This is a genomic window from Exiguobacterium sp. s75 (assembly GCF_018617145.1).
GTDB classification, from domain to species: Bacteria; Bacillota; Bacilli; order Exiguobacteriales; family Exiguobacteriaceae; genus Exiguobacterium; species Exiguobacterium profundum.
Genome location: NZ_JACSJQ010000001.1, coordinates 563,118 through 581,383 on the forward strand (window position 1 = coordinate 563,118; position 18,266 = coordinate 581,383).

At 48.4% G+C, this 18,266-nt stretch carries 22 protein-coding genes; all 22 read left to right on the forward strand.

The window, feature by feature from the left end; all coding sequences use genetic code 11:
- The first annotated feature begins 13 nt into the window (after positions 1 to 13).
- The 22 genes from KNO68_RS02860 to qcrB all read left to right on the forward strand — a co-directional run bounded on the left by KNO68_RS02860 (position 14) and on the right by qcrB (position 18,249).
- Complete coding sequence (locus tag KNO68_RS02860) at positions 14 to 679, forward strand: flagellar brake protein (RefSeq protein ID WP_078146738.1); 666 nt, start codon at positions 14 to 16, stop codon at positions 677 to 679.
- A 74-nt stretch (positions 680 to 753) separates the two neighbouring features.
- On the forward strand, positions 754 to 1,428 hold the full coding sequence (gene cmk / locus KNO68_RS02865) for a (d)CMP kinase (protein WP_031421747.1): 675 nt from the start codon (positions 754 to 756) through the stop codon (positions 1,426 to 1,428).
- The gene (locus KNO68_RS02870; protein WP_015881459.1) at positions 1,425 to 2,048 is read left to right on the forward strand and encodes a lysophospholipid acyltransferase family protein; all 624 of its coding nucleotides are present in this window, start codon (positions 1,425 to 1,427) and stop codon (positions 2,046 to 2,048) included. Before cmk ends, KNO68_RS02870 begins: the two co-directional genes overlap by 4 nt.
- A 154-nt stretch (positions 2,049 to 2,202) precedes the next feature.
- Entirely contained in the window at positions 2,203 to 3,351 is a 1,149-nt protein-coding gene (gene rpsA, locus KNO68_RS02875; protein ID WP_015881460.1) for a 30S ribosomal protein S1, read from the forward strand.
- Positions 3,352 to 3,488: 137 nt separating this feature from the next.
- Complete coding sequence (der, locus tag KNO68_RS02880; RefSeq protein ID WP_078146739.1) at positions 3,489 to 4,799, forward strand: ribosome biogenesis GTPase Der; 1,311 nt, start codon at positions 3,489 to 3,491, stop codon at positions 4,797 to 4,799.
- A 17-nt stretch (positions 4,800 to 4,816) separates the two neighbouring features.
- Positions 4,817 to 5,842 carry an NAD(P)H-dependent glycerol-3-phosphate dehydrogenase gene (locus tag KNO68_RS02885; RefSeq protein ID WP_031421751.1) on the forward strand — a complete coding sequence of 342 codons (1,026 nt, stop codon included), beginning with the start codon at positions 4,817 to 4,819 and terminating at the stop codon, positions 5,840 to 5,842.
- 96 nt (positions 5,843 to 5,938) lie between these two features.
- Complete coding sequence (locus KNO68_RS02890; protein WP_015881463.1) at positions 5,939 to 6,139, forward strand: DUF2768 domain-containing protein; 201 nt, start codon at positions 5,939 to 5,941, stop codon at positions 6,137 to 6,139.
- A 5-nt stretch (positions 6,140 to 6,144) separates the two neighbouring features.
- Positions 6,145 to 6,855, forward strand: a complete 711-nt coding sequence (locus tag KNO68_RS02895; RefSeq protein ID WP_015881464.1) for a hypothetical protein — start codon at positions 6,145 to 6,147, stop codon at positions 6,853 to 6,855.
- A gap of 109 nt (positions 6,856 to 6,964) precedes the next feature.
- A complete protein-coding gene (locus KNO68_RS02900) occupies positions 6,965 to 7,237 on the forward strand; it encodes an HU family DNA-binding protein (RefSeq protein ID WP_015881465.1) in 273 nt (90 codons plus the stop codon).
- A gap of 126 nt (positions 7,238 to 7,363) precedes the next feature.
- Entirely contained in the window at positions 7,364 to 7,936 is a 573-nt protein-coding gene (locus KNO68_RS02905) for a heptaprenyl diphosphate synthase component 1 (protein ID WP_015881466.1), read from the forward strand.
- Between the two features lie 20 nt (positions 7,937 to 7,956).
- Positions 7,957 to 8,658, forward strand: coding sequence for a demethylmenaquinone methyltransferase (locus KNO68_RS02910; protein WP_015881467.1), 702 nt, complete (start codon positions 7,957 to 7,959; stop codon positions 8,656 to 8,658).
- 3 nt (positions 8,659 to 8,661) lie between these two features.
- Complete coding sequence (locus KNO68_RS02915; RefSeq protein ID WP_078146741.1) at positions 8,662 to 9,624, forward strand: polyprenyl synthetase family protein; 963 nt, start codon at positions 8,662 to 8,664, stop codon at positions 9,622 to 9,624.
- 91 nt (positions 9,625 to 9,715) lie between these two features.
- Entirely contained in the window at positions 9,716 to 10,135 is a 420-nt protein-coding gene (gene ndk, locus KNO68_RS02920) for a nucleoside-diphosphate kinase (protein WP_015881469.1), read from the forward strand.
- 101 nt (positions 10,136 to 10,236) lie between these two features.
- A complete protein-coding gene (locus KNO68_RS02925) occupies positions 10,237 to 11,016 on the forward strand; it encodes a CheR family methyltransferase (protein WP_015881470.1) in 780 nt (259 codons plus the stop codon).
- 9 nt (positions 11,017 to 11,025) lie between these two features.
- Positions 11,026 to 12,189 carry a chorismate synthase gene (gene aroC, locus KNO68_RS02930; RefSeq protein ID WP_215112010.1) on the forward strand — a complete coding sequence of 388 codons (1,164 nt, stop codon included), beginning with the start codon at positions 11,026 to 11,028 and terminating at the stop codon, positions 12,187 to 12,189.
- Positions 12,183 to 13,238: a 3-dehydroquinate synthase gene (locus tag KNO68_RS02935; protein ID WP_078146744.1), complete on the forward strand. Its 1,056-nt coding sequence runs from the start codon at positions 12,183 to 12,185 to the stop codon at positions 13,236 to 13,238. Before aroC ends, KNO68_RS02935 begins: the two co-directional genes overlap by 7 nt.
- The gene (gene aroA / locus KNO68_RS02940; RefSeq protein WP_215112011.1) at positions 13,235 to 14,485 is read left to right on the forward strand and encodes a 3-phosphoshikimate 1-carboxyvinyltransferase; all 1,251 of its coding nucleotides are present in this window, start codon (positions 13,235 to 13,237) and stop codon (positions 14,483 to 14,485) included. Before KNO68_RS02935 ends, aroA begins: the two co-directional genes overlap by 4 nt.
- A gap of 29 nt (positions 14,486 to 14,514) precedes the next feature.
- Positions 14,515 to 15,789, forward strand: a complete 1,275-nt coding sequence (locus KNO68_RS02945) for a tetratricopeptide repeat protein (protein ID WP_215112012.1) — start codon at positions 14,515 to 14,517, stop codon at positions 15,787 to 15,789.
- Between the two features lie 23 nt (positions 15,790 to 15,812).
- Positions 15,813 to 16,346, forward strand: coding sequence for a ReoY family proteolytic degradation factor (locus tag KNO68_RS02950; protein ID WP_015881475.1), 534 nt, complete (start codon positions 15,813 to 15,815; stop codon positions 16,344 to 16,346).
- 160 nt (positions 16,347 to 16,506) lie between these two features.
- Positions 16,507 to 16,947: a YpiF family protein gene (locus KNO68_RS02955; protein WP_015881476.1), complete on the forward strand. Its 441-nt coding sequence runs from the start codon at positions 16,507 to 16,509 to the stop codon at positions 16,945 to 16,947.
- 110 nt (positions 16,948 to 17,057) lie between these two features.
- Entirely contained in the window at positions 17,058 to 17,558 is a 501-nt protein-coding gene (locus KNO68_RS02960; RefSeq protein ID WP_015881477.1) for a QcrA and Rieske domain-containing protein, read from the forward strand.
- Between the two features lie 19 nt (positions 17,559 to 17,577).
- Entirely contained in the window at positions 17,578 to 18,249 is a 672-nt protein-coding gene (gene qcrB, locus KNO68_RS02965; RefSeq protein WP_015881478.1) for a menaquinol-cytochrome c reductase cytochrome b subunit, read from the forward strand.
- The last annotated feature ends 17 nt before the right edge of the window (positions 18,250 to 18,266 follow it).

Consider the following 18,266-nt stretch of genomic DNA (forward strand, 5'->3'; position numbering starts at 1 on the left):
GGGAAGAGTCAGTATGTTAAAAGAAGGTCAAGAATTGAGAATCGAAGTGGAAGGGCGTGCAGAGGGGAAAACGAAGATTGCAGCAATAACCGATCAAGTCGTATGGATTGAGTCACCGAGTGACATGACGACGCTCAAAACATTTTTTTTACATGAAGAGGAGGCCATGCGGGTCTTTTTCTTCCAAGGAGACAATCAGCTGTTCGCATTCGACACGAAAGTCGTGAAGCGGATCAGCGATGCCCAAATGACATTACGCTATGCGTTCAATTTGCCAGACGAGAAAAAAATCAAACGGATTCAGCGTCGTGAATATTTACGTGTTCCAGAAATGATTGAAGTGACCGTTCTTGCAGCCGATGGGGAAAGTTTCGAATCGTTCGAAACGACATCTCTTGACATATCTGCTGGGGGGATGAAAATCATCGCCAACCGCGCTCCAATCGAAGTAGATGAGTCCCTGATTGTCGTGTTTCGAATTGAGGATGAGCATGGCTCGCCCCAGAACTTCCGTCTTAAGAGCCGCCTTGTTCGCGTACATAAGCAGGAAGTGAAGCAAGAACTCTCTTTGGCATTCGAAGATTTGACCCCTCGTGACCAAGAGACGATTTTGCGATACTGCTTCCGTGTTCAGCTTGAAGCGCGAAAGCGGACAGGGTCTGTATTTTCTTCAAGATAAAAAACTGTTATGATGTTCTCGGGATTATTGACCGAGAGGAGGAGGGTATCGGGAACACTCGATACCCGTTTTGTATGAAAAAATCATTACAAATTGCTTTAGATGGACCGGCGGGTGCCGGGAAAAGTACGATTGCCAAGTCGCTTGCGAAACAATTAGGGTATGTGTACATCGATACAGGTGCAATCTATCGGGCCGTGACGTATCGCGCCTTGAATGAAGGGATTGCGCTCGAGGACGGACCTGCACTTGCTCAGATGATCGAGAACATGTCACTTCGTCTCGTCCCGTCTGAAGAGGGACAACGCGTTTTTGACGGAGAGGAAGAGGTGACATCTGTCATTCGCTCAAGCGAAGTGACGAATAACGTCAGTTTCGTCGCACGTCAACCTGAAGTGCGTGATGCTTTGATGGACCTTCAACGTGATTTGGCTAAAGAAGGCGGTGTCGTCATGGACGGCCGTGATATCGGGACACATGTCTTACCAAATGCCGATTTAAAAGTGTTCATGACCGCTTCGGTCGAAGAACGTGCCCGTCGTCGCCATGAAGAAAATGTCTCGAAAGGCATCCCGAGCGACTATGAACAACTGATCGAAGAGATTGCGCTTCGTGACAAACGCGATTCTGAACGTGAGGTGGCACCTTTACGTCAAGCAGAGGATGCCCATTTCCTCGATACGACGACGTTATCCATTGACGGAGTGGTTCAAGCGATTGAACGATTAATTGAAGAGGTGAAAGCATGAGTAAGCCATTGAACAATGGACCGTTCGGCATGTATCGATTAGCGAGAGCTGTCGTGAACGTCATTCAACGAGCATCGTTTCGGGTCGAATTCATCGGACGGGAGAACGTTCCGATGGACGGGTCGATTCTCGTCTGTTCGAACCATCAGTCAAATTGGGATCCGGTATTACTCGCCTGTGCGATTCCAAAGCAGCGTCCCCTTCGCTTTTTTGCGAAGAAAGAACTTTTTAGTGTCCCGGTACTGAAGCACATCTTGAATCGGGCGGGTCAAATTCCAGTATCTCGTGGAGAAGGTGACCGACAAGCGCTTCGTGTCGTACTTCAAAAGTTGAAAGAGGATGAAGTCATCTCTATATTTCCTGAAGGAACGCGTTCAAAAGACGGTACGCTCGGGAAAGCGCAAGCCGGTGTCGGATTCTTCGCGATGCGTTCGGATGCGCACATTTTACCGATCGCCATCATTGGAAAGTATAAATTTCGCGCAAAACTCCGTGTCGTCATCGGGAAGCCGATCGACTTGTCAGAACTGAAAGCACGCAAGGCGAGTGCACAAGAAGCGGCCGACTTGATCATGGATACGATTGCCGACCTCTACTTGAAGCACTCATTCACGAAGTGAAAAACGGATTGTGGAATTGAGGTTTAAACTTCTTTCAATAGAGGTACAATCTTCATAACGCCTTGACAAATTCTCGGAATTATAAGAGATTTATACTAGGTGTAAGCGCCTTTGGCGCTCCTTTTTGTACTCATCGTGAGGGGGTAGTGTTGGAATGGTCGAAGAAATGAAAGATATGCCTGATTTTGAAATTAATCGTGGTCAAATTGTGACCGGAACAGTCGTCAAAATCGAGGATAAGCAAGCGCTGATCGATATCGGTTATAAGACCGAAGCGATTTTGCCAATTAGCGAAGTATCAAGCATGCATCTAGACGATTTAAACGAATCACTCCAAGTGAACGACGAGATTCGTGTCAAAGTGAAAAAGGTCACGGACGAAGAAGTAGTCGTTTCGAAAAAAGACGTCGATGCCGAAGCAGCATGGGATCGGATCGTTGAAAAATTCGAATCGGGTGAAGTGTTTGAAGTGATGGTGAAAGATAAGGTCAAAGGTGGTCTTGTCGTCGATATTGGAATCCGTGGATTTATCCCTGCATCCCTTGTCGAAAGTCACTTCGTCGAAGACTTCTCGTCATACTTGAATAACCCAATTACCGTAAAAGTCGTCGAGATTGACCGCGAAAAAAACCGCGTCATCTTGTCACATAAAGCAGTTGTCGAAGAAGAGATGAGCGCGAAGAAATCGGAAACGCTCGAATCGCTTGAAGTCGGACAAGTAATTGAAGGAACGGTCCAACGATTGACTGATTTCGGTGCGTTCGTCGATATCGGTGGCGTGGACGGTCTCGTTCACATCTCGGAAATGGCCCATAGCCGTGTGGAGAAGCCGAGCGACGTCGTAACTGAAGGCGACCGCGTGAAAGTGAAAGTACTCGGGCTCGACTTAGATAATGAAAAAGTAAAACTTTCCATCAAAGAGACACAACCTGGTCCATGGGAAACCATCGAAGGGAAGATCCAACCGGGGGATGTCATCGAAGGAACCGTCAAACGCCTCGTGACGTTTGGTGCGTTCGTCGAGGTCGCACCACAAGTGGAAGGTTTGCTTCACATCTCGCAAATTGCGAACCGTCACATCGCGACGCCGTCTGAAGTCTTGTCAGAAGGCCAAGAAGTGAAGGTGAAAGTGCTAGATGTTCATCTCGATGATAAGAAAATCTCATTGTCGATGCGTGCGCTCGAATCATCTGAACCGACTCGTCAAGATGATGATCAAGCGTTGCTTGATGAATATAGCGACCAAGGAGGATTCTCTGTCTCGGAATTGACAGGTGATGATTCTTCGGACGACTCTAAATAAGATGATCGTTCAAGCGGGAGTCATGCTCCCGCTTCTTTTTGTATGGTCACTTAATTTTGCCTGTGATATGATAGGTAAGTTGCGTTTCGAAATGATGAAATGATGAAATTTTGATAGAAAGTTAGTGAGGTGTTGTTATGGGAATTCCAGTAGTGGCCATCGTTGGCCGTCCGAATATCGGAAAATCCACAATTTTTAACCGTATCATCGGTGATCGTGTCTCGATCGTCGATGATAAACCGGGTGTCACACGTGACCGTATTTACGGCACAGGAGAGTGGCTCAACCGTAAGTTCCATTTAATCGATACAGGTGGGATCGAAGTAGGGGACGAGCCGTTGCTCGTTCAAATGCGTCATCAGGCGGAACTTGCAATCGATGAAGCGGACGTCATCATCTTCATGGTGAATGGACGTGAAGGGATCACGGCGGCTGATGAAGAAGTCGCGAACTTGTTGTTCCGTTCGAACAAACCAATCGTCCTTGCCGTGAACAAAGTGGATAACTTTGAAATGCGAGATCTCATGTATGAGTTTTATTCTCTCGGATTTGGAGATCCGTTCCCAATTTCGGGTACACACGGGTTAGGACTCGGTGACTTACTCGACCAAGTATTTGCACTCGCTCCAGAAAAAGACGAGTACGAATACAACGAAGACGTGATTCAGTTCTCGTTGATCGGTCGCCCGAACGTCGGGAAATCAAGCTTGACGAACTCAATCCTTGGTGAAGAGCGCGTCATCGTTTCAAACATTGCGGGTACGACTCGTGATGCGATTGATACACCGTTCACACGTGACGGACAAGAGTATGTCATCATCGATACGGCAGGTATGCGTAAACGCGGGAAAGTATATGAATCAACAGAGCGCTACAGTGTCATGCGCGCACAAAAGGCGATTGAACGCTCAAACGTGGTTCTCGTCGTCCTCGACGGGGAAGAAGGAATCATCGAGCAAGACAAGCGTGTCGCTGGTCTCGCGCATGAAGCCGGGAAGGCGATTGTCATCGTCGTCAATAAATGGGATGCCGTTGAAAAAGATGATAAGACGATGAAGAAGATGGAAGAGAAGATTCGTCAAGAATTCTTATTCCTCGACTATGCGCCGGTTGTCTTCTTATCAGCGCTCACGTCAAAACGCTTACAGACATTGTTGCCTGTCATCAAACAAGTGGCTGAAACACATCGCCGTCGAATCTCGACGAGCGTGTTGAACGATGTCATCGTCGATGCGGTTGCGATGAACCCGACACCGACGGATAAAGGACAACGATTGAAGATCAACTACGCAACTCAAGTGGCCATCGAGCCGCCGACGTTCGTCTTGTTCGTCAACGATCCTGAGTTGTTGCATTTTTCGTATAAACGTTATTTAGAGAATCAAATCCGTAAAGCATTTGACTTCACCGGGACACCGATTCACATCGTGGCTCGTCAGAAAAACTAATAACGGGGGTGCCACTTATGGCAAACGTAGCTGTCATCGGAGCAGGGAGCTGGGGAACGGCCATCTCGCTCGTGTTAGCAGATAATGGCCATGATGTCCTGCTCTATGGACGTGAACAAGAACATGTGGATGAAATCAACTCGTCACATACGAACTCGTTTTATTTGAAAGACGCGCCATTACCTGAATCCATTCGTGCGACGACGAACTTGAAAGAGGCGTTAGACGGTCGGAGTATCGTTTTTCTCGTCGTCCCGAGTTCGGCGATTCGTCCTGTCTCAAAGGAATTGAACACCTTGTTGACGGAACCTGTCACCATCGTTCATGCCGCGAAGGGGATTGAACCGAAAACGCATAAGCGTCTTTCAGAAATCATCGCCGAAGAAATCGAACCGGCTAAACGTCGGGCAATCGGTGTATTGACAGGACCGACTCATGCTGAAGAGGTTGCGGTCCGGAAACCGACGACCATCACGATTGCATGTGCTGACCTTGATGTCGCGGATGAAGTGCAGGAACTCCTCACAAACGATCAGTTCCGCGTGTACTTGAATTCTGACGTCGTTGGGGCCGAATACGGCGGAGCACTGAAAAATATCATCGCTCTAGCGGCAGGTATGACGGATGGACTCGGTTATGGGGATAATGCGAAAGCTGCCCTCATGACTCGTGGGATTGTAGAAATTGCGCGACTTGGCGTGAAGCTTGGAGCGAACCCGGCCTCGTTCTCAGGATTGACAGGAATCGGAGACTTGATTGTGACAGCGACGTCACAACATAGCCGTAACTGGCGAGCCGGTAATGCCATCGGGCGTGGTGAAAAGTTAGAAGACGTTCTCGGAAACATGGGAATGGTCGTCGAGGGCGTCCGCGCCTGTGAAGCGGCCCACTCCCTTGCGAAAGAGGCAGGTGTGGAGATGCCGATCACAGAGGCGCTCTATAACGTGTTGTTTGAAGGGAAAAGCCCTCATGATGAAGTGAAGAAATTGATGAGACGCCCGCAAAAACACGAGATGGAACAAGTTTTCCATTTTGAAGAATAGACAGATTGAGAGAGGAGCTGACGTTTTCGTTCAGTTCCTCGCTTTTTTTTGCTAAACTTGAATTCTGGAGAACATAGAGAAAGTAGGGGGATAGACGTGACACCGTCACTCATCAAAATGTGGATATCATTCGCAGGGATCGGGGCTTTCGCCATCGCTGCATTAATGGTCGCACTCAGTCATACAAAACTGAGCGGTTGGTTCGCCACGCTCGTCAGACTGATTGCCTTCATCATTTTCTTATTTGGGACTGTTATCATGATTTTTGTCGTCGTCTCAGGACCGACTGGAGGATAAACGTGATGAAAAAAAAGATTGTCGCTATCAGTTTGATTTTGACGACACTGTTAGCTGGATGTATGTTTCCTGATTCAGAACGGGCCAACAATATCCCGTATGAAGACCAATTGAATACGGTACAAAGTGCGGTCGATGCCTATCGTGAGCAATCTGGGGTATTACCAATCAAAACAAAACCGGCGGAAACGCCTCTCATGGAGCGTTACCCAGTTGAATTCGCTCGTCTCGTGCCCGGTTATTTAGCGGACCCACCGGCGAATAGTTTCGAAGGTGGCGGGTTGTTCCAATATATCCTCGTCGATGTGGAGACGGAACCGACTGTGAAGTTGATTGACTTGCGTGTGTCTGAGCGGTTGCAGCAACTTCAAACGAACATCAACGCGTTTCGGGCAAAAGAAGGCAAGTTCCCATTTGACGGATCATTAGGTAAGAATCAGTTCACGCTCGATTATGATAAAATCTTTGTCACGGAAGAGCCGTTCATTCCAAGTCCCTATTCGGACCGTGAACTTCCAATCTATGTGGATGGCACGGGACAACTGTTTGTAGACTATCGAGAAGATGTGAAGGAAGCGCTTCAAAAGACGGATGAGTCGCCGGAAATAGGCGAAGACATTCGTTATTTGCTCTATAAAGATGCTCCATTCGCCCCAGCTTATTCGCAAGGATACACAATTGATGAACAAGGAGAGGTCGTGTTTTTAAACAACTGAACCTGTTTTGATAGTGAATGTCGCGAAATCATGCAAAAAATGTTGTCATATCAACGTTTGTACGATATGATTAATCCCGTAAACTCCCTGTGAGAGGAGGTGAATCGTGATGAACAAAACTGAATTGATCCAAGCTGTTACTGAGAAAGCCGATGTTTCTAAAAAAGAAGCAACGAAAATCGTAGAAGCTACGTTTGAATCAATCACTGAAGCACTCCAAAACGGTGAGAAAATTCAATTGATCGGTTTTGGTACTTTTGAAGTTCGTGAGCGTGCTGCCCGTAAAGGTCGTAACCCACGTACAAAAGAAGATATCGAAATCCCAGCGAGCAAAGTTCCTGCATTTAAAGCAGGTAAAGCGCTCAAGGATGCGGTCAAGTAATCTGCAATACATAAGTCGCCGAAAGGCGGCTTTTTTTGTTGGGTTTGCGAGTTCGAATGACGTGAATGTGACAAAAATGTGCTATACTATGTCAGAATGACAATGAAGTGGACGAGGGGGGATAGCATGGAACAGTTGACAAATGAATTCGTTGTCACAGACCTTGCTCGTCAAATCGAAACACGTATGAATCATCCCTATTTGACGAAACACGAGGTTGTACCAGCCGTCGACATGTTATTGCTTCGTTGGATGGTCGAGATGATTGATTTGGAATCGATTGAGCATCGACAACTCGTGATGGCAACCTATTTCGCACATCAAGCGCTTGATTTACACGACCAAGTGAACAGCAGCCCGAACGGGTCTTTGGCACGCCAATTAAAAGTGCTCGCCGGAGACTTTGCATCGGCTCAGTTTTATAAAATCTTGACGGACTTTCCATCATCATACAGTGATCGATTCGGTCAGTCTGTACAGCGGGTCAATGCGGCGAAGTGCACCTTATTGCTTGAGAAGAACGTTTCAATGAACGTTTGGCTCGAAGCGAACGTCGGATTGATTCAAACACTTTCCGAACTGATTGAACAACCTTATTTGACAACGAGCGGGAAACGAATGATTGAAAAGAAAGCGACAGCGCTTAGACAAGACCAAAAAGAGCAACTCACGACGTTGCTCGCGCATGCGGTCGCTTAGAACGGAAAGGATGTTACGCGTTGCAACCGATAGAAAAAGAGCAAAAAGTATACGAAGTATTTCAGTCCATTTCTCCGAGCTACGATACGATGAACTCGATAATCAGCTTCCGACTTCATAAATGGTGGCGACGGACAACGATGAAAAAAATGAACGTCTTTCCGGGGGCTAAATGTTTAGACGTTTGTTGCGGGACGGCTGACTGGACGATTCAATTGGCAGATGCTGCTGGAAACACGGGTGTTGTGAAAGGACTCGATTTTTCAGAGAACATGTTAAAAGTGGGAGAGGAAAAGGTCAAATCTTGGCCGAACATCGAATTGCTTCATGGAAATGCGATGGCTCTTCCGTTTGGTGACAACTCCTTTGACTATGTCACAATCGGATTTGGACTCCGAAACGTTCCAGACTACATGACGGTCTTGCGTGAAATGCACCGTGTCTTGAAACCAGGTGGGACGGTCGTTTGTCTTGAAACGAGCCAACCGACAGCACCGCTTTTTAAAGAGTTGTATCGTTTCTACTTTGGAACGGTCATGCCGCTTTTCGGTAAGGTCTTTGCCGGTTCATACGATCAGTATAAGTGGTTGCAGGAGTCGACCGATCAGTTCCCAGACCGTTTGACGCTCAAGCGGATGTTCGAAGATGCCGGGTTTGAACAAGTCGAAGTGAAGACATTCTCCGGAGGTGCATGTGCCATGCATCTAGGAAAGAAGTGGTGAACCATGTCTTTGAAGCGACTTTATCGTCATATGAACCGAGAGATTGATCAAATCGATCAATTCTTATCTACTCGAGTCAGGACGGACCACCCTGTCATTGAATCGGCATCGCGCCAATTACTCGATGCCGGTGGCAAGCGCATCCGACCCGCCTTCGTTTTACTGAGCGCCGGGTTCGGTGAGACGAAAGATATCCGTTTGACGAAAGTTGCCTCAAGTCTTGAGTTGATTCATATGGCATCACTCGTGCATGACGATGTCATCGATGACGCGATGCTCCGTCGTGGCAAACCGACCGTGATGGAACGATATGATGAAACAGTAGCGATGTATACAGGGAATACGTTATTCGGAGAAGCGATTCGTCTCGTATCCGAAATTGATTCACCAGAAGTGATGCGCATCATGGCAGATACGATGGAACGAATCTGTGTCGGTGAAATCAATCAAATCCAAGATCAATTTGAGTGGGGGCAATCACCGAAGCGCTATTTAGATCGGATTGCGCGAAAGACCGCTCTGTTGATTGAAACGAGTTGTGCGGCAGGAGCTGTCATCTCTGGAGCGTCTCCACAAATCGTGAGGCAATTAAGTCTGTTTGGATATGATATCGGCATGGCTTTTCAAATGACGGATGACTTGCTCGATTTTACCGCTAAGAGTTTTCAACTCGGTAAGCCGGTCGGGGAAGATTTGAAGCACGGTCATAAAACGTTACCGCTCCTGTATTCATCTGAGGACCCTGACTTTTATGAACGTCTCCGTCAAGTGAACGCCTCGACGGATGTGGAAGTGACGAAATCTCTCGTCCGGGAAGTGCAACGAAACGGAACGTTAGAACGCAGTCAACGGACGATTGATCGTTACGTCAACCGTGCCATCCGCCGACTAGACGGGTTGCCGGATGTTCCGGACAAGCGATCGTTAATTGAAATTGCGCAATATATTGGGAAACGCAAATGGTGAATGCCCATGTAACCCCTTTCAAAAATGTGTCGGACCGTGTACACTAAATACGTACATCGTACACATTTATAGACTTAGGGGGATTTGGGGAATGGAAAAGACATTTTTAATGGTTAAACCTGATGGGGTAAAACGTGGATTGATTGGGGAAATCATCTCACGCTTCGAAAACAAAGGATATACGTTGAACCGTCTCGAAATGGTGACACCGTCAGTTGAGGTCGCAGAGGCACACTACGCAGAGCATAAAGAAAAGCCGTTCTTTGGTGAATTGGTTGAGTTTTTGACTTCTGGTCCTGTTGTTGCGATGGAATGGGAAGGGGAAGACATCGTGGCCGTCTCTCGTTTAATGATCGGGAAGACGAAGCCAGTGGATGCTCAACCAGGAACGATTCGCGGCGATTTTGCATCGACGATGTCACAAAACGTGATTCATGGTTCTGATAGTGTGGACAGCGCGGAACGTGAACTCTCACTTTGGTTCGCTGAAGTGGCTTCACACGTTTCATGACTTTTCGAGGGACGGGGAAACCTGTCCCTTTTTGATTCCCTTTGAGTTGCCTGAGATCAGAAGAATGCGGAAATGAGAAAGAATTGAGGTTGAAATTGGTGATGAATGATTATGCCATCTTTGTAAAAAAGTTTTATATCAAGTCGGGTATTGACTTGAACTTATATAAAGAGGCGCAGATGAAGCGCCGTATGGTCGCACTACGCGAAAAGAAGGGGTATGCATCGTTTTTGGAGTATTTGAAGGCGATGGATACAGATCGTCAACTTTACGAGGAGTTTCTCGACCGGATGACAATCAATGTGAGTGAATTTTATCGCAACCCGATTCGTTGGCAACAGCTTGAAGAGGACATCCTCCCGCATCTGATTCGCTCGAGTCAAGGGAAGCTTCGCGTATGGAGTGCTGCCTGTTCAACAGGAGAAGAGCCATACTCACTTGCCATGTTGTTGTCGAAACATCTGGCCCCATCTCAATTTTCAATCATGGCCACGGACTTAGATGATGTCGTCATCGAAAAAGCGAAGCAAGGAAAGTACCATGAGCGGGCGCTCATCGATTTGCCGGAGGAGTTTCAGAAGCGCTACTTTACCCGTCGTGGCGACGACTATTATATTTCAGATGAGATCAAGCAACTCGTGACATTTAAGAAGCATAACTTGTTAGCGGATGTGTACGAACGTAACTTTGATTTGATCGTCTGTCGAAATGTCTTGATCTACTTCACTGAAGAAGCGAAAGAGAAGGTATATACGTCATTCCAACGGGCGTTACGTCCAGGTGGGATGCTATTTGTCGGTGGAACGGAACAAATTTTCCAACCGAAGCGTTATGGCTACGCAATGAAGCAAAGTTTCTTTTATGAAAAAATAGATGGATGAGGTGATCGGATGCGTTATTTGACAGCTGGTGAATCACATGGTCCCGGTCTGACGGTCATCATTGAAGGGGCCCCAGCCGGACTCGCGATCGATATTGCGCAAATCAATGCGGAGTTAAAAAAACGTCAATCTGGTTACGGTAGAGGGCGCCGCATGCAAATCGAGTCAGACCAAGTAGAAGTTCGTTCGGGAATACGGCATGGCGTGACCACGGGTGCACCCATCACTTTTTGGATTGAGAATAAAGACCATACGCATTGGAAACACGTCATGCAGGCGGAACCGATTGAAAGCGACATCGAAGTGAAGCGCCGCGTCTCTCGGCCGAGACCTGGACATGCTGACCTGGTCGGTGGGATGAAGTATGACCATCGAGACTTACGTGATGTATTGGAGCGCTCGAGCGCAAGGGAAACAGCGGCTCGTGTCGCGGTCGGAGCTTTCTGTAAGCAACTCCTTCAACAAGTCGGGGTGTCCCTCTTTAGTTATGTCAAAGTGATTGGTGGGGAACGTGCGGAGTCGCGTGCATTCGATTCGCTTCAAGAAGCACAAGCAGTCGTCGATGCGTCACCGGTGCGTACGTTAGATGAAGCGGCCGCGTTGCGAATGATGCATCGCATCGATGAGGCCAAGGCAAATGGAGACTCGATCGGTGGGATCGTGTGTACAGAAGTACATGGTGTTGTACCGGGACTTGGATCATATGTGCAGTATGACCGTAAACTGGATGCGAAAATCGCACAAGCGGTCATGAGTGTCAACGCGTTTAAAGGTGTTGAATTCGGTGAAGGGTTCGAAATGGCGTATCGTCCGGGTTCTGAAGTGATGGACCCGATCGAATACGGGGATGATGGATATACGCGACTGAGTAACCACCTCGGTGGATTTGAAGGGGGCATGACAACGGGGATGCCGATCCTTTGTTCAGCCGTCATGAAGCCCATTCCGACCCTCTATAAACCCTTACAATCGGTCGATATTGATACGAAAGAGGCATTTTTGGCTCAAATCGAGCGGAGTGACTCGTGCGCCGTGCCTGCCGCTTCCCTCGTCGTTGAGGCAGTCATCGCATTTGAAATCGCGAAGGAAATGTGTGAGACGTTCGGGCACGACACGATGGAACGAATCAAACATCGAGTCGATAAGTATCGGGAGGAGTTACGAGTATGGTAACGATTCCAATCTCAGCATCGACCCCATACGACGTCGTCTTGGACAATCAGGATCGTTGGATCGATTCGGTTGATTGGTCAAGGTATTCGATGCTATGGGTCGTTACGGATAAACATGTCGAGTCTCTTTACGGAGAGTCGTTCCGTTCTACATTGAAACTGACCCATCCTCACGTCGTCTCGTCCGTCGTCGAAGCGGGTGATGCGTCGAAATCGCTATCTCAGCTCGAGCAGCTTGTCGCAGAAGGATTGCGCCATGGATGTGACCGCCAGACGTTGATTGTCGCCTTTGGTGGTGGGATGATTGGCGACTTGGCTGGCTTTTTAGCAAGTGTCTACATGCGAGGCGTTCCATACATACAAGTGCCGACGACGATTTTGGCTCACGATTCGGCTGTCGGAGGCAAAGTGGCAGTCAATCACCCCCTTGCGAAAAATGCGATTGGTTCGTTCTATCAGCCATCAGGCGTTTATTACAACGTCACTCGACTGAACACCTTGTCCGTCCAGGAAGTGCGAAGCGGTCTCGGTGAGTTATTGAAACATGCGTACTTATCACGTTACGTCCTCGAATCCTCTTTCGAGGACGACTTGTTTTTAGACTTGAACGAGAACGAACCATTGGATTGGGTGTCGTGGCTTGCTCGTGGGATTCGAGTGAAACAAGCCATTGTCGAGAAGGACGAGCGAGAACAGGGCATTCGTGCTTGGCTCAACTTTGGGCATACGTTCGGTCATGCCCTTGAGTCGGTGGAAGCCTATCGGATCCCACATGGGGAAGCGGTTTTACATGGGATGGTGTTCGCTTTTCTCGTGTCTGGAGATGAAGTTCGAGCGATGCAGTTGTTCGATTGGATGCGTTCAAATGACGTCACGCCGATCGATTGGCAACCATTCGACCGCTACGTGGAAAAAATGATTCGGGATAAAAAGAACCGTCACGGTGCAATTCGTTTTGTGTTACTTCGTGAAACGATCACCGTTGAGTCGGTACAGCTAGAACATCTTCAACAGACGTTTGAACAGATGAAAGGATGGTGGGAACGATGAGTTTAAACGGTTCTATCCGTGTACCGAGTGATAAATCCATCACACATCGGGCATTATTATTCGGGATGATGGCGAACGGGACGACGCACGTGCGGAATCCGCTCCTCGGTGCCGATTGTCGTTCGACAATCGAGGCGATTCGATCACTTGGAGCCGATGTGACAGAACAGCAAGACGAACTAGTCATTAAAGGCATCGAGTCTCCGCGCTCGGCACGGCTTGACTGTGGGAATTCAGGTACGACGATGCGCCTTCTGATCGGTCTCTTGTCCGGCTATAACGGGTCGTTTGAGCTCGTAGGCGATGAATCGTTATCTAGACGTCCGATGCGCCGCGTTACCAAGCCTTTACGAAACATGGGTGCAAATGTGACCGGGGATATGGCGCCTCTCGTCATCGAAGGGACGGGGCTTCGATCGATTGACTATACGTTACCGGTCGCGAGCGCCCAAGTGAAGTCGGCCGTCCTACTCGCCGGCTTACGTGCCTCGGGTACGACGGTTGTTCGAGAACCGATGTTGTCACGAGACCATACCGAGCGCATGTTGCCCCTATTCGGTGCGAAGCTGTCGATTGTAAACGAAGAAGGGTTACGCGTCATCCGTGTCGAACCCTCGACATTGACCGGATGTACGGTCGACGTACCGGCAGACCCGTCATCGGCTGCATTTTTCTGGGCAGGGGCGGCCATGGTGGCAAATAGTTCGGTTACGACGACGGACGTCTGTTTGAATGAGACGCGGATCGGATTTTTACGTACGCTCGAACGGATGGGCGCGAATGTCGTCATTTCGAACGAACGATTGGTCGGTGAAGAACGAGTCGGGGACGTGACGGTCACGACGAGTGAGTTATCCGGCACGGTCGTCGAAAAGGATTTCATTCCTTCACAGATTGATGAATTACCCCTGTTCGCTCTCGTCGCCTCTCAGGCGAATTCACCGTCCATCGTAAAAGATGCAGCGGAACTGCGCGTGAAAGAAACCGACCGGATTGAGGTGGTCGTCTCAGAACTACGCAAATTAGGTGTGGACATCGTCGGCACCGAGGACGGATTCATCGTCCAGCCGAGTCGCCTTCACGGAGGGGATGTCTCGACTTACGGAGACCATCGCTTGTCCATGATGTTACAGATTGCGTCACTCGTGACCGATGAAGCCGTTCACATCGAGGGGATCGAGGCATCCGATGTCAGCTATCCTCGATTCCGTGAAGATTTACAACGGGTTCAACGTAAGATAGAATAACGACAAACCGAAGCCCAGGAGGACGAACCATGCTAGATGAATCAGCTTTAACACATATAATCGAGATGCTTGAGTCAGGTGAGACGGAACATGCACTCATGCATCTAGAAGAACTTGAGAAGGAAGGGTCGGATGATGACCGTTTAGCCATCGCCGACCTCTATTTAGAGTTAGGTCTTGCCGACCGGGCGACAGCTGTTCTCTCAAAGCTATACGTCGACTATGAGGGAGACCCGAATGTCGCCTTATCGCTGGCGGAAGCGTATTTAGATAGTGACCGTGAAGAGGAAGCGATTGCCGTGCTTGAAAAAATCAAATCGGATGACGCAGATACGCAAGTGAGGAGCCTCGTCCTCCTCGCTGACCTGTATCAATCGCAAGGATTGGATGAAGTGGCAGTGAAGAAACTGATGGAGGCGCTCGAGAAAAATCCGGATGAACCTTTACTCATCTATGGATTGGCTGAATTGTATGCCTCGACCGGTTCATTTGAACAAGCCATTCCACTTTATGCGCGTCTTCCGAAGATGAAGTTGCCGGCTGAAATCGACTATCAAGCGGATTACGCGGAGGCCCTCACGATGGTCGGATCGTTTGAAGAGGCGCTCGAGGAATACGCGCGGGCCACACATCGCGATTTGAACACCGTCTTCGGTCATGCGATGACGGCTCATCGGATCGGACGTGAGGAAGTTGCGATCAAGCAGTTCAAAGAGCTTCAGGCGATGGACCCAGACTTCACGTCGCTCTACTTGCCTTATACCGAGGCACTCGATGCAATCGGGCAAACGGAAGAGGCCATCGAGATCGTCGATCAAGGCATCACGCGCGACGATTATAATGATGAACTGCGGCACGTCAAAGCAAGGCTGCTTCTCAAACTCGGAAATCGGGACGGTGCCATTAAAGAACTGCGTGAGGCGCTCGTGTTAAATCCAGAATCGTTACAAGCGACCGAATTGCTCTTGTCGATTTTATTTGAAGCAGGAGAATTCGATGACGTTCTCGAAACCATCGATGCACTCGAAGATCATACGACGTCGCCGCTCATGACATGGTACAAGGCGAAGGCGAAATATGAGCTCGAAGCGTATGAGGAAGCGGTCAGTCTGTATGCCTCAATTGAGCCGATGATGAAAGAGGACGTGTCATTTGTAACGGAATGGGCTACACTGTTGATAGAGGAAGGTCGTAGACAAGATGCGCGACGTGTGGTCGAGCAATCGCTTGCATTGGTGGTCGATCTCGATGATCGCCAATTGCTCGAAGAACAGCTCGAACAATTGTCTGATGACGTAGAATGAATAAGGGAAGGGAATGAGGTCAGATGGTCGAGCGGAAACGTAATTTTTTGAAGCGATTCGTCGCTCATCATACGCTTCGGAAACGTGAAGCAAAGTGGATTCTTGACTATTGGTTAAGACATCCTGAAAAGCTTGGCAACGTTCATTTCGTGACAAACGCTTCAGTCTCACCACGAAGTCTCGTGATGACAGCGTACGGGTTTGACGGTGAACCGTTTCGATACCGACGGGGAGACCTTGTGACCATGAATCCTGAGAAGGCTTATCATGACATCCGTCTACACGATGGGCCAATCTATGTAGAGTTAAATTTTCAAGGCATGATGATCGATGAGAACTGGGTCGACATCGTCGAACAGAATCCGTTTGAACCAGTGGCAGAAGTGAGAGACGAAGTCTCTTCCTCTGCTCAAACGGTCATTCAAGCATCGGTTGCTCAATTTGAAGAAGAGCGATTGCTGATTGAAATCGATAAAGCGCTCGACCGACGAGACGAGAATTTATTCCGCAATCTGACGACTCAACTTCATCAAGTGCGAGCATCTAAATTATTTTGAAAAAAACAAGCGCTTCCGTTCCGGTAGGCGCTTGTTTTTTGGTATATTAATTACGTAGGAATACACATTTATTTCACAGTTCGTTCATAACTTTGAAAGGTGAGCGAAGTCATGTACGCTACAATAGACATGATGAGATATGAAGGAGAGGAGGGAAAAGATGAGGTTCGATAGTCAAGGGGCACTCCGCTCGATTGCCGAACGACAATACGTCGATACGCTCATCGTTCCGCTCGCAGAATTGGCGTTTGGTGAAGATATGGTTCGTAAAGCCGAAAGCTATGAAGTGATTCATGCCGTCACGGCTGAGACAGAACGTCAATTATCTGGTCGAACGATGCTCAGCCCGACCATCAGTTACACCGATGTGGAAGCTGGTGTGAAGTTGGCGCAGGATGTGGTGGCGAAAGCAAATTCATCCGGATTTTCTCACGTATTGTTTATCGCGTCAGACGTCCGTTTCAAAGCATTTGATTTGCCGGTTTTGTTCGTACCGCCGCTCGCGCTTGGATCGATGTCAAGCGATCAGGCGCACACGATGGTCCAGAATTTTGCGACGCAAGTCATCACGGAACTTTCGAGCCGTTGGATGGCGACATGAAGCGGTTGACGTAGAGGTTTTATTGATATACTATTTTGTTGAGTGAGAAATTTTTGTGAAGAATGCATAAAGAATTATGGGGTTATGCACACGAATGAGGGGGGAACGAAATGGCTCAAAATGGGTCAAAAGTCACGCGCCGTCAGTTCTTAACGTACACACTGACTGGAGTAGGTGGCTTTATGGCGGCAACATTGATCAGTCCGATGGTCAACTTTGCGATCGATCCGGTTTTGAAAAAATCCGGTGCAGGCGACAAAGTAAAAGTAATGAGTCTTGATGACATCACGACTGAGCCGCAACGTGTCGACTTTAAGAAACAAACACAAGATGCTTGGTATGAATTTGAAGAAACGCTTTCAGCATGGGTTTACAAAACAGATAGTGGCGAGATTGTCGCGCTTTCTCCGATTTGTACACACCTAGGTTGTCAGGTAGCCTACGCTGGTGACCCGACTCGTCCAACAGAATTCTTCTGTCCATGTCACTTGGGACGTTATGAAAAAGATGGAACGAACATCCCAGGTACACCACCGACAGCACCACTTGCACGTTATGAAAAAGAAGAAAAAGACGGCTTCCTATATTTAGGTAGTCCAGTCGCTCAGTAATGAGAGGGGGAACTAGCCGATGTTACAAAAAATTTATGACTGGGTCGATGAACGCGTAGACATCACACCGCTCTGGCGCGATATCGCAGACCATGAAGTACCGGAACACGTCAACCCTGCTCATCACTTCTCTGCATTTGTCTATTGTTTTGGCGGTTTGACGTTCTTTACAATCGTCATCCAGATCCTTTCAGGGATGTTCTTGACGATGTATTACGTACCAGATATCATCAACGCGCACGCGTCGGTGTATTATTTGCAAAATGAGATCGCACACGGACAAATCGTTCGTGGGATGCACCACTGGGGCGCATCTGTAGCCATCGTCATGTTATTCTTACATACGCTCCGCGTGTTCTTCACGGGATCGTATAAGAAGCCGCGTGAGCTCAACTGGGTCGTCGGTGTTCTCTTGTTCTTCGTCGTCTTGGCGCTCGGACTCACAGGATACTTGCTTCCATGGGACATGAAGGCATTGTTCGCAACAAAAGTTACGCTTCAAATCGCTGAAAGTGTACCGGTTATCGGTGGTATTGCGAAGACACTTCTCGCTGGTGGTGAGATTGTCGGGGCGAGCACACTCGCACGATTCTTCGCAATTCACGTCTTCTTCTTACCGGCGGCATTGTTCGGACTGTTGGGAGCCCACTTCTTGATGATTCGTAAACAAGGGGTTTCTGGACCGCTATAAGCCGATTCGAGGAGAAA

What these genes read in the sequence shown, in the direction of transcription:
- KNO68_RS02860 (WP_078146738.1), top strand. Translation starts at nt 14, where the DNA reads ATGTTAAAAGAAGGTCAAGAATTGAGAATCGAAGTGGAAGGGCGTGCA.
- cmk (WP_031421747.1), top strand. Translation starts at nt 754, where the DNA reads ATGAAAAAATCATTACAAATTGCTTTAGATGGACCGGCGGGTGCCGGG.
- KNO68_RS02870 (WP_015881459.1), top strand. Translation starts at nt 1,425, where the DNA reads ATGAGTAAGCCATTGAACAATGGACCGTTCGGCATGTATCGATTAGCG.
- rpsA (WP_015881460.1), top strand. Translation starts at nt 2,203, where the DNA reads ATGGTCGAAGAAATGAAAGATATGCCTGATTTTGAAATTAATCGTGGT.
- der (WP_078146739.1), top strand. Translation starts at nt 3,489, where the DNA reads ATGGGAATTCCAGTAGTGGCCATCGTTGGCCGTCCGAATATCGGAAAA.
- KNO68_RS02885 (WP_031421751.1), top strand. Translation starts at nt 4,817, where the DNA reads ATGGCAAACGTAGCTGTCATCGGAGCAGGGAGCTGGGGAACGGCCATC.
- KNO68_RS02895 (WP_015881464.1), top strand. Translation starts at nt 6,145, where the DNA reads ATGAAAAAAAAGATTGTCGCTATCAGTTTGATTTTGACGACACTGTTA.
- KNO68_RS02900 (WP_015881465.1), top strand. Translation starts at nt 6,965, where the DNA reads ATGAACAAAACTGAATTGATCCAAGCTGTTACTGAGAAAGCCGATGTT.
- KNO68_RS02905 (WP_015881466.1), top strand. Translation starts at nt 7,364, where the DNA reads ATGGAACAGTTGACAAATGAATTCGTTGTCACAGACCTTGCTCGTCAA.
- KNO68_RS02915 (WP_078146741.1), top strand. Translation starts at nt 8,662, where the DNA reads ATGTCTTTGAAGCGACTTTATCGTCATATGAACCGAGAGATTGATCAA.
- ndk (WP_015881469.1), top strand. Translation starts at nt 9,716, where the DNA reads ATGGAAAAGACATTTTTAATGGTTAAACCTGATGGGGTAAAACGTGGA.
- KNO68_RS02925 (WP_015881470.1), top strand. Translation starts at nt 10,237, where the DNA reads ATGAATGATTATGCCATCTTTGTAAAAAAGTTTTATATCAAGTCGGGT.
- aroC (WP_215112010.1), top strand. Translation starts at nt 11,026, where the DNA reads ATGCGTTATTTGACAGCTGGTGAATCACATGGTCCCGGTCTGACGGTC.
- KNO68_RS02935 (WP_078146744.1), top strand. Translation starts at nt 12,183, where the DNA reads ATGGTAACGATTCCAATCTCAGCATCGACCCCATACGACGTCGTCTTG.
- aroA (WP_215112011.1), top strand. Translation starts at nt 13,235, where the DNA reads ATGAGTTTAAACGGTTCTATCCGTGTACCGAGTGATAAATCCATCACA.
- KNO68_RS02945 (WP_215112012.1), top strand. Translation starts at nt 14,515, where the DNA reads ATGCTAGATGAATCAGCTTTAACACATATAATCGAGATGCTTGAGTCA.
- KNO68_RS02950 (WP_015881475.1), top strand. Translation starts at nt 15,813, where the DNA reads ATGGTCGAGCGGAAACGTAATTTTTTGAAGCGATTCGTCGCTCATCAT.
- KNO68_RS02955 (WP_015881476.1), top strand. Translation starts at nt 16,507, where the DNA reads ATGAGGTTCGATAGTCAAGGGGCACTCCGCTCGATTGCCGAACGACAA.
- KNO68_RS02960 (WP_015881477.1), top strand. Translation starts at nt 17,058, where the DNA reads ATGGCTCAAAATGGGTCAAAAGTCACGCGCCGTCAGTTCTTAACGTAC.
- qcrB (WP_015881478.1), top strand. Translation starts at nt 17,578, where the DNA reads ATGTTACAAAAAATTTATGACTGGGTCGATGAACGCGTAGACATCACA.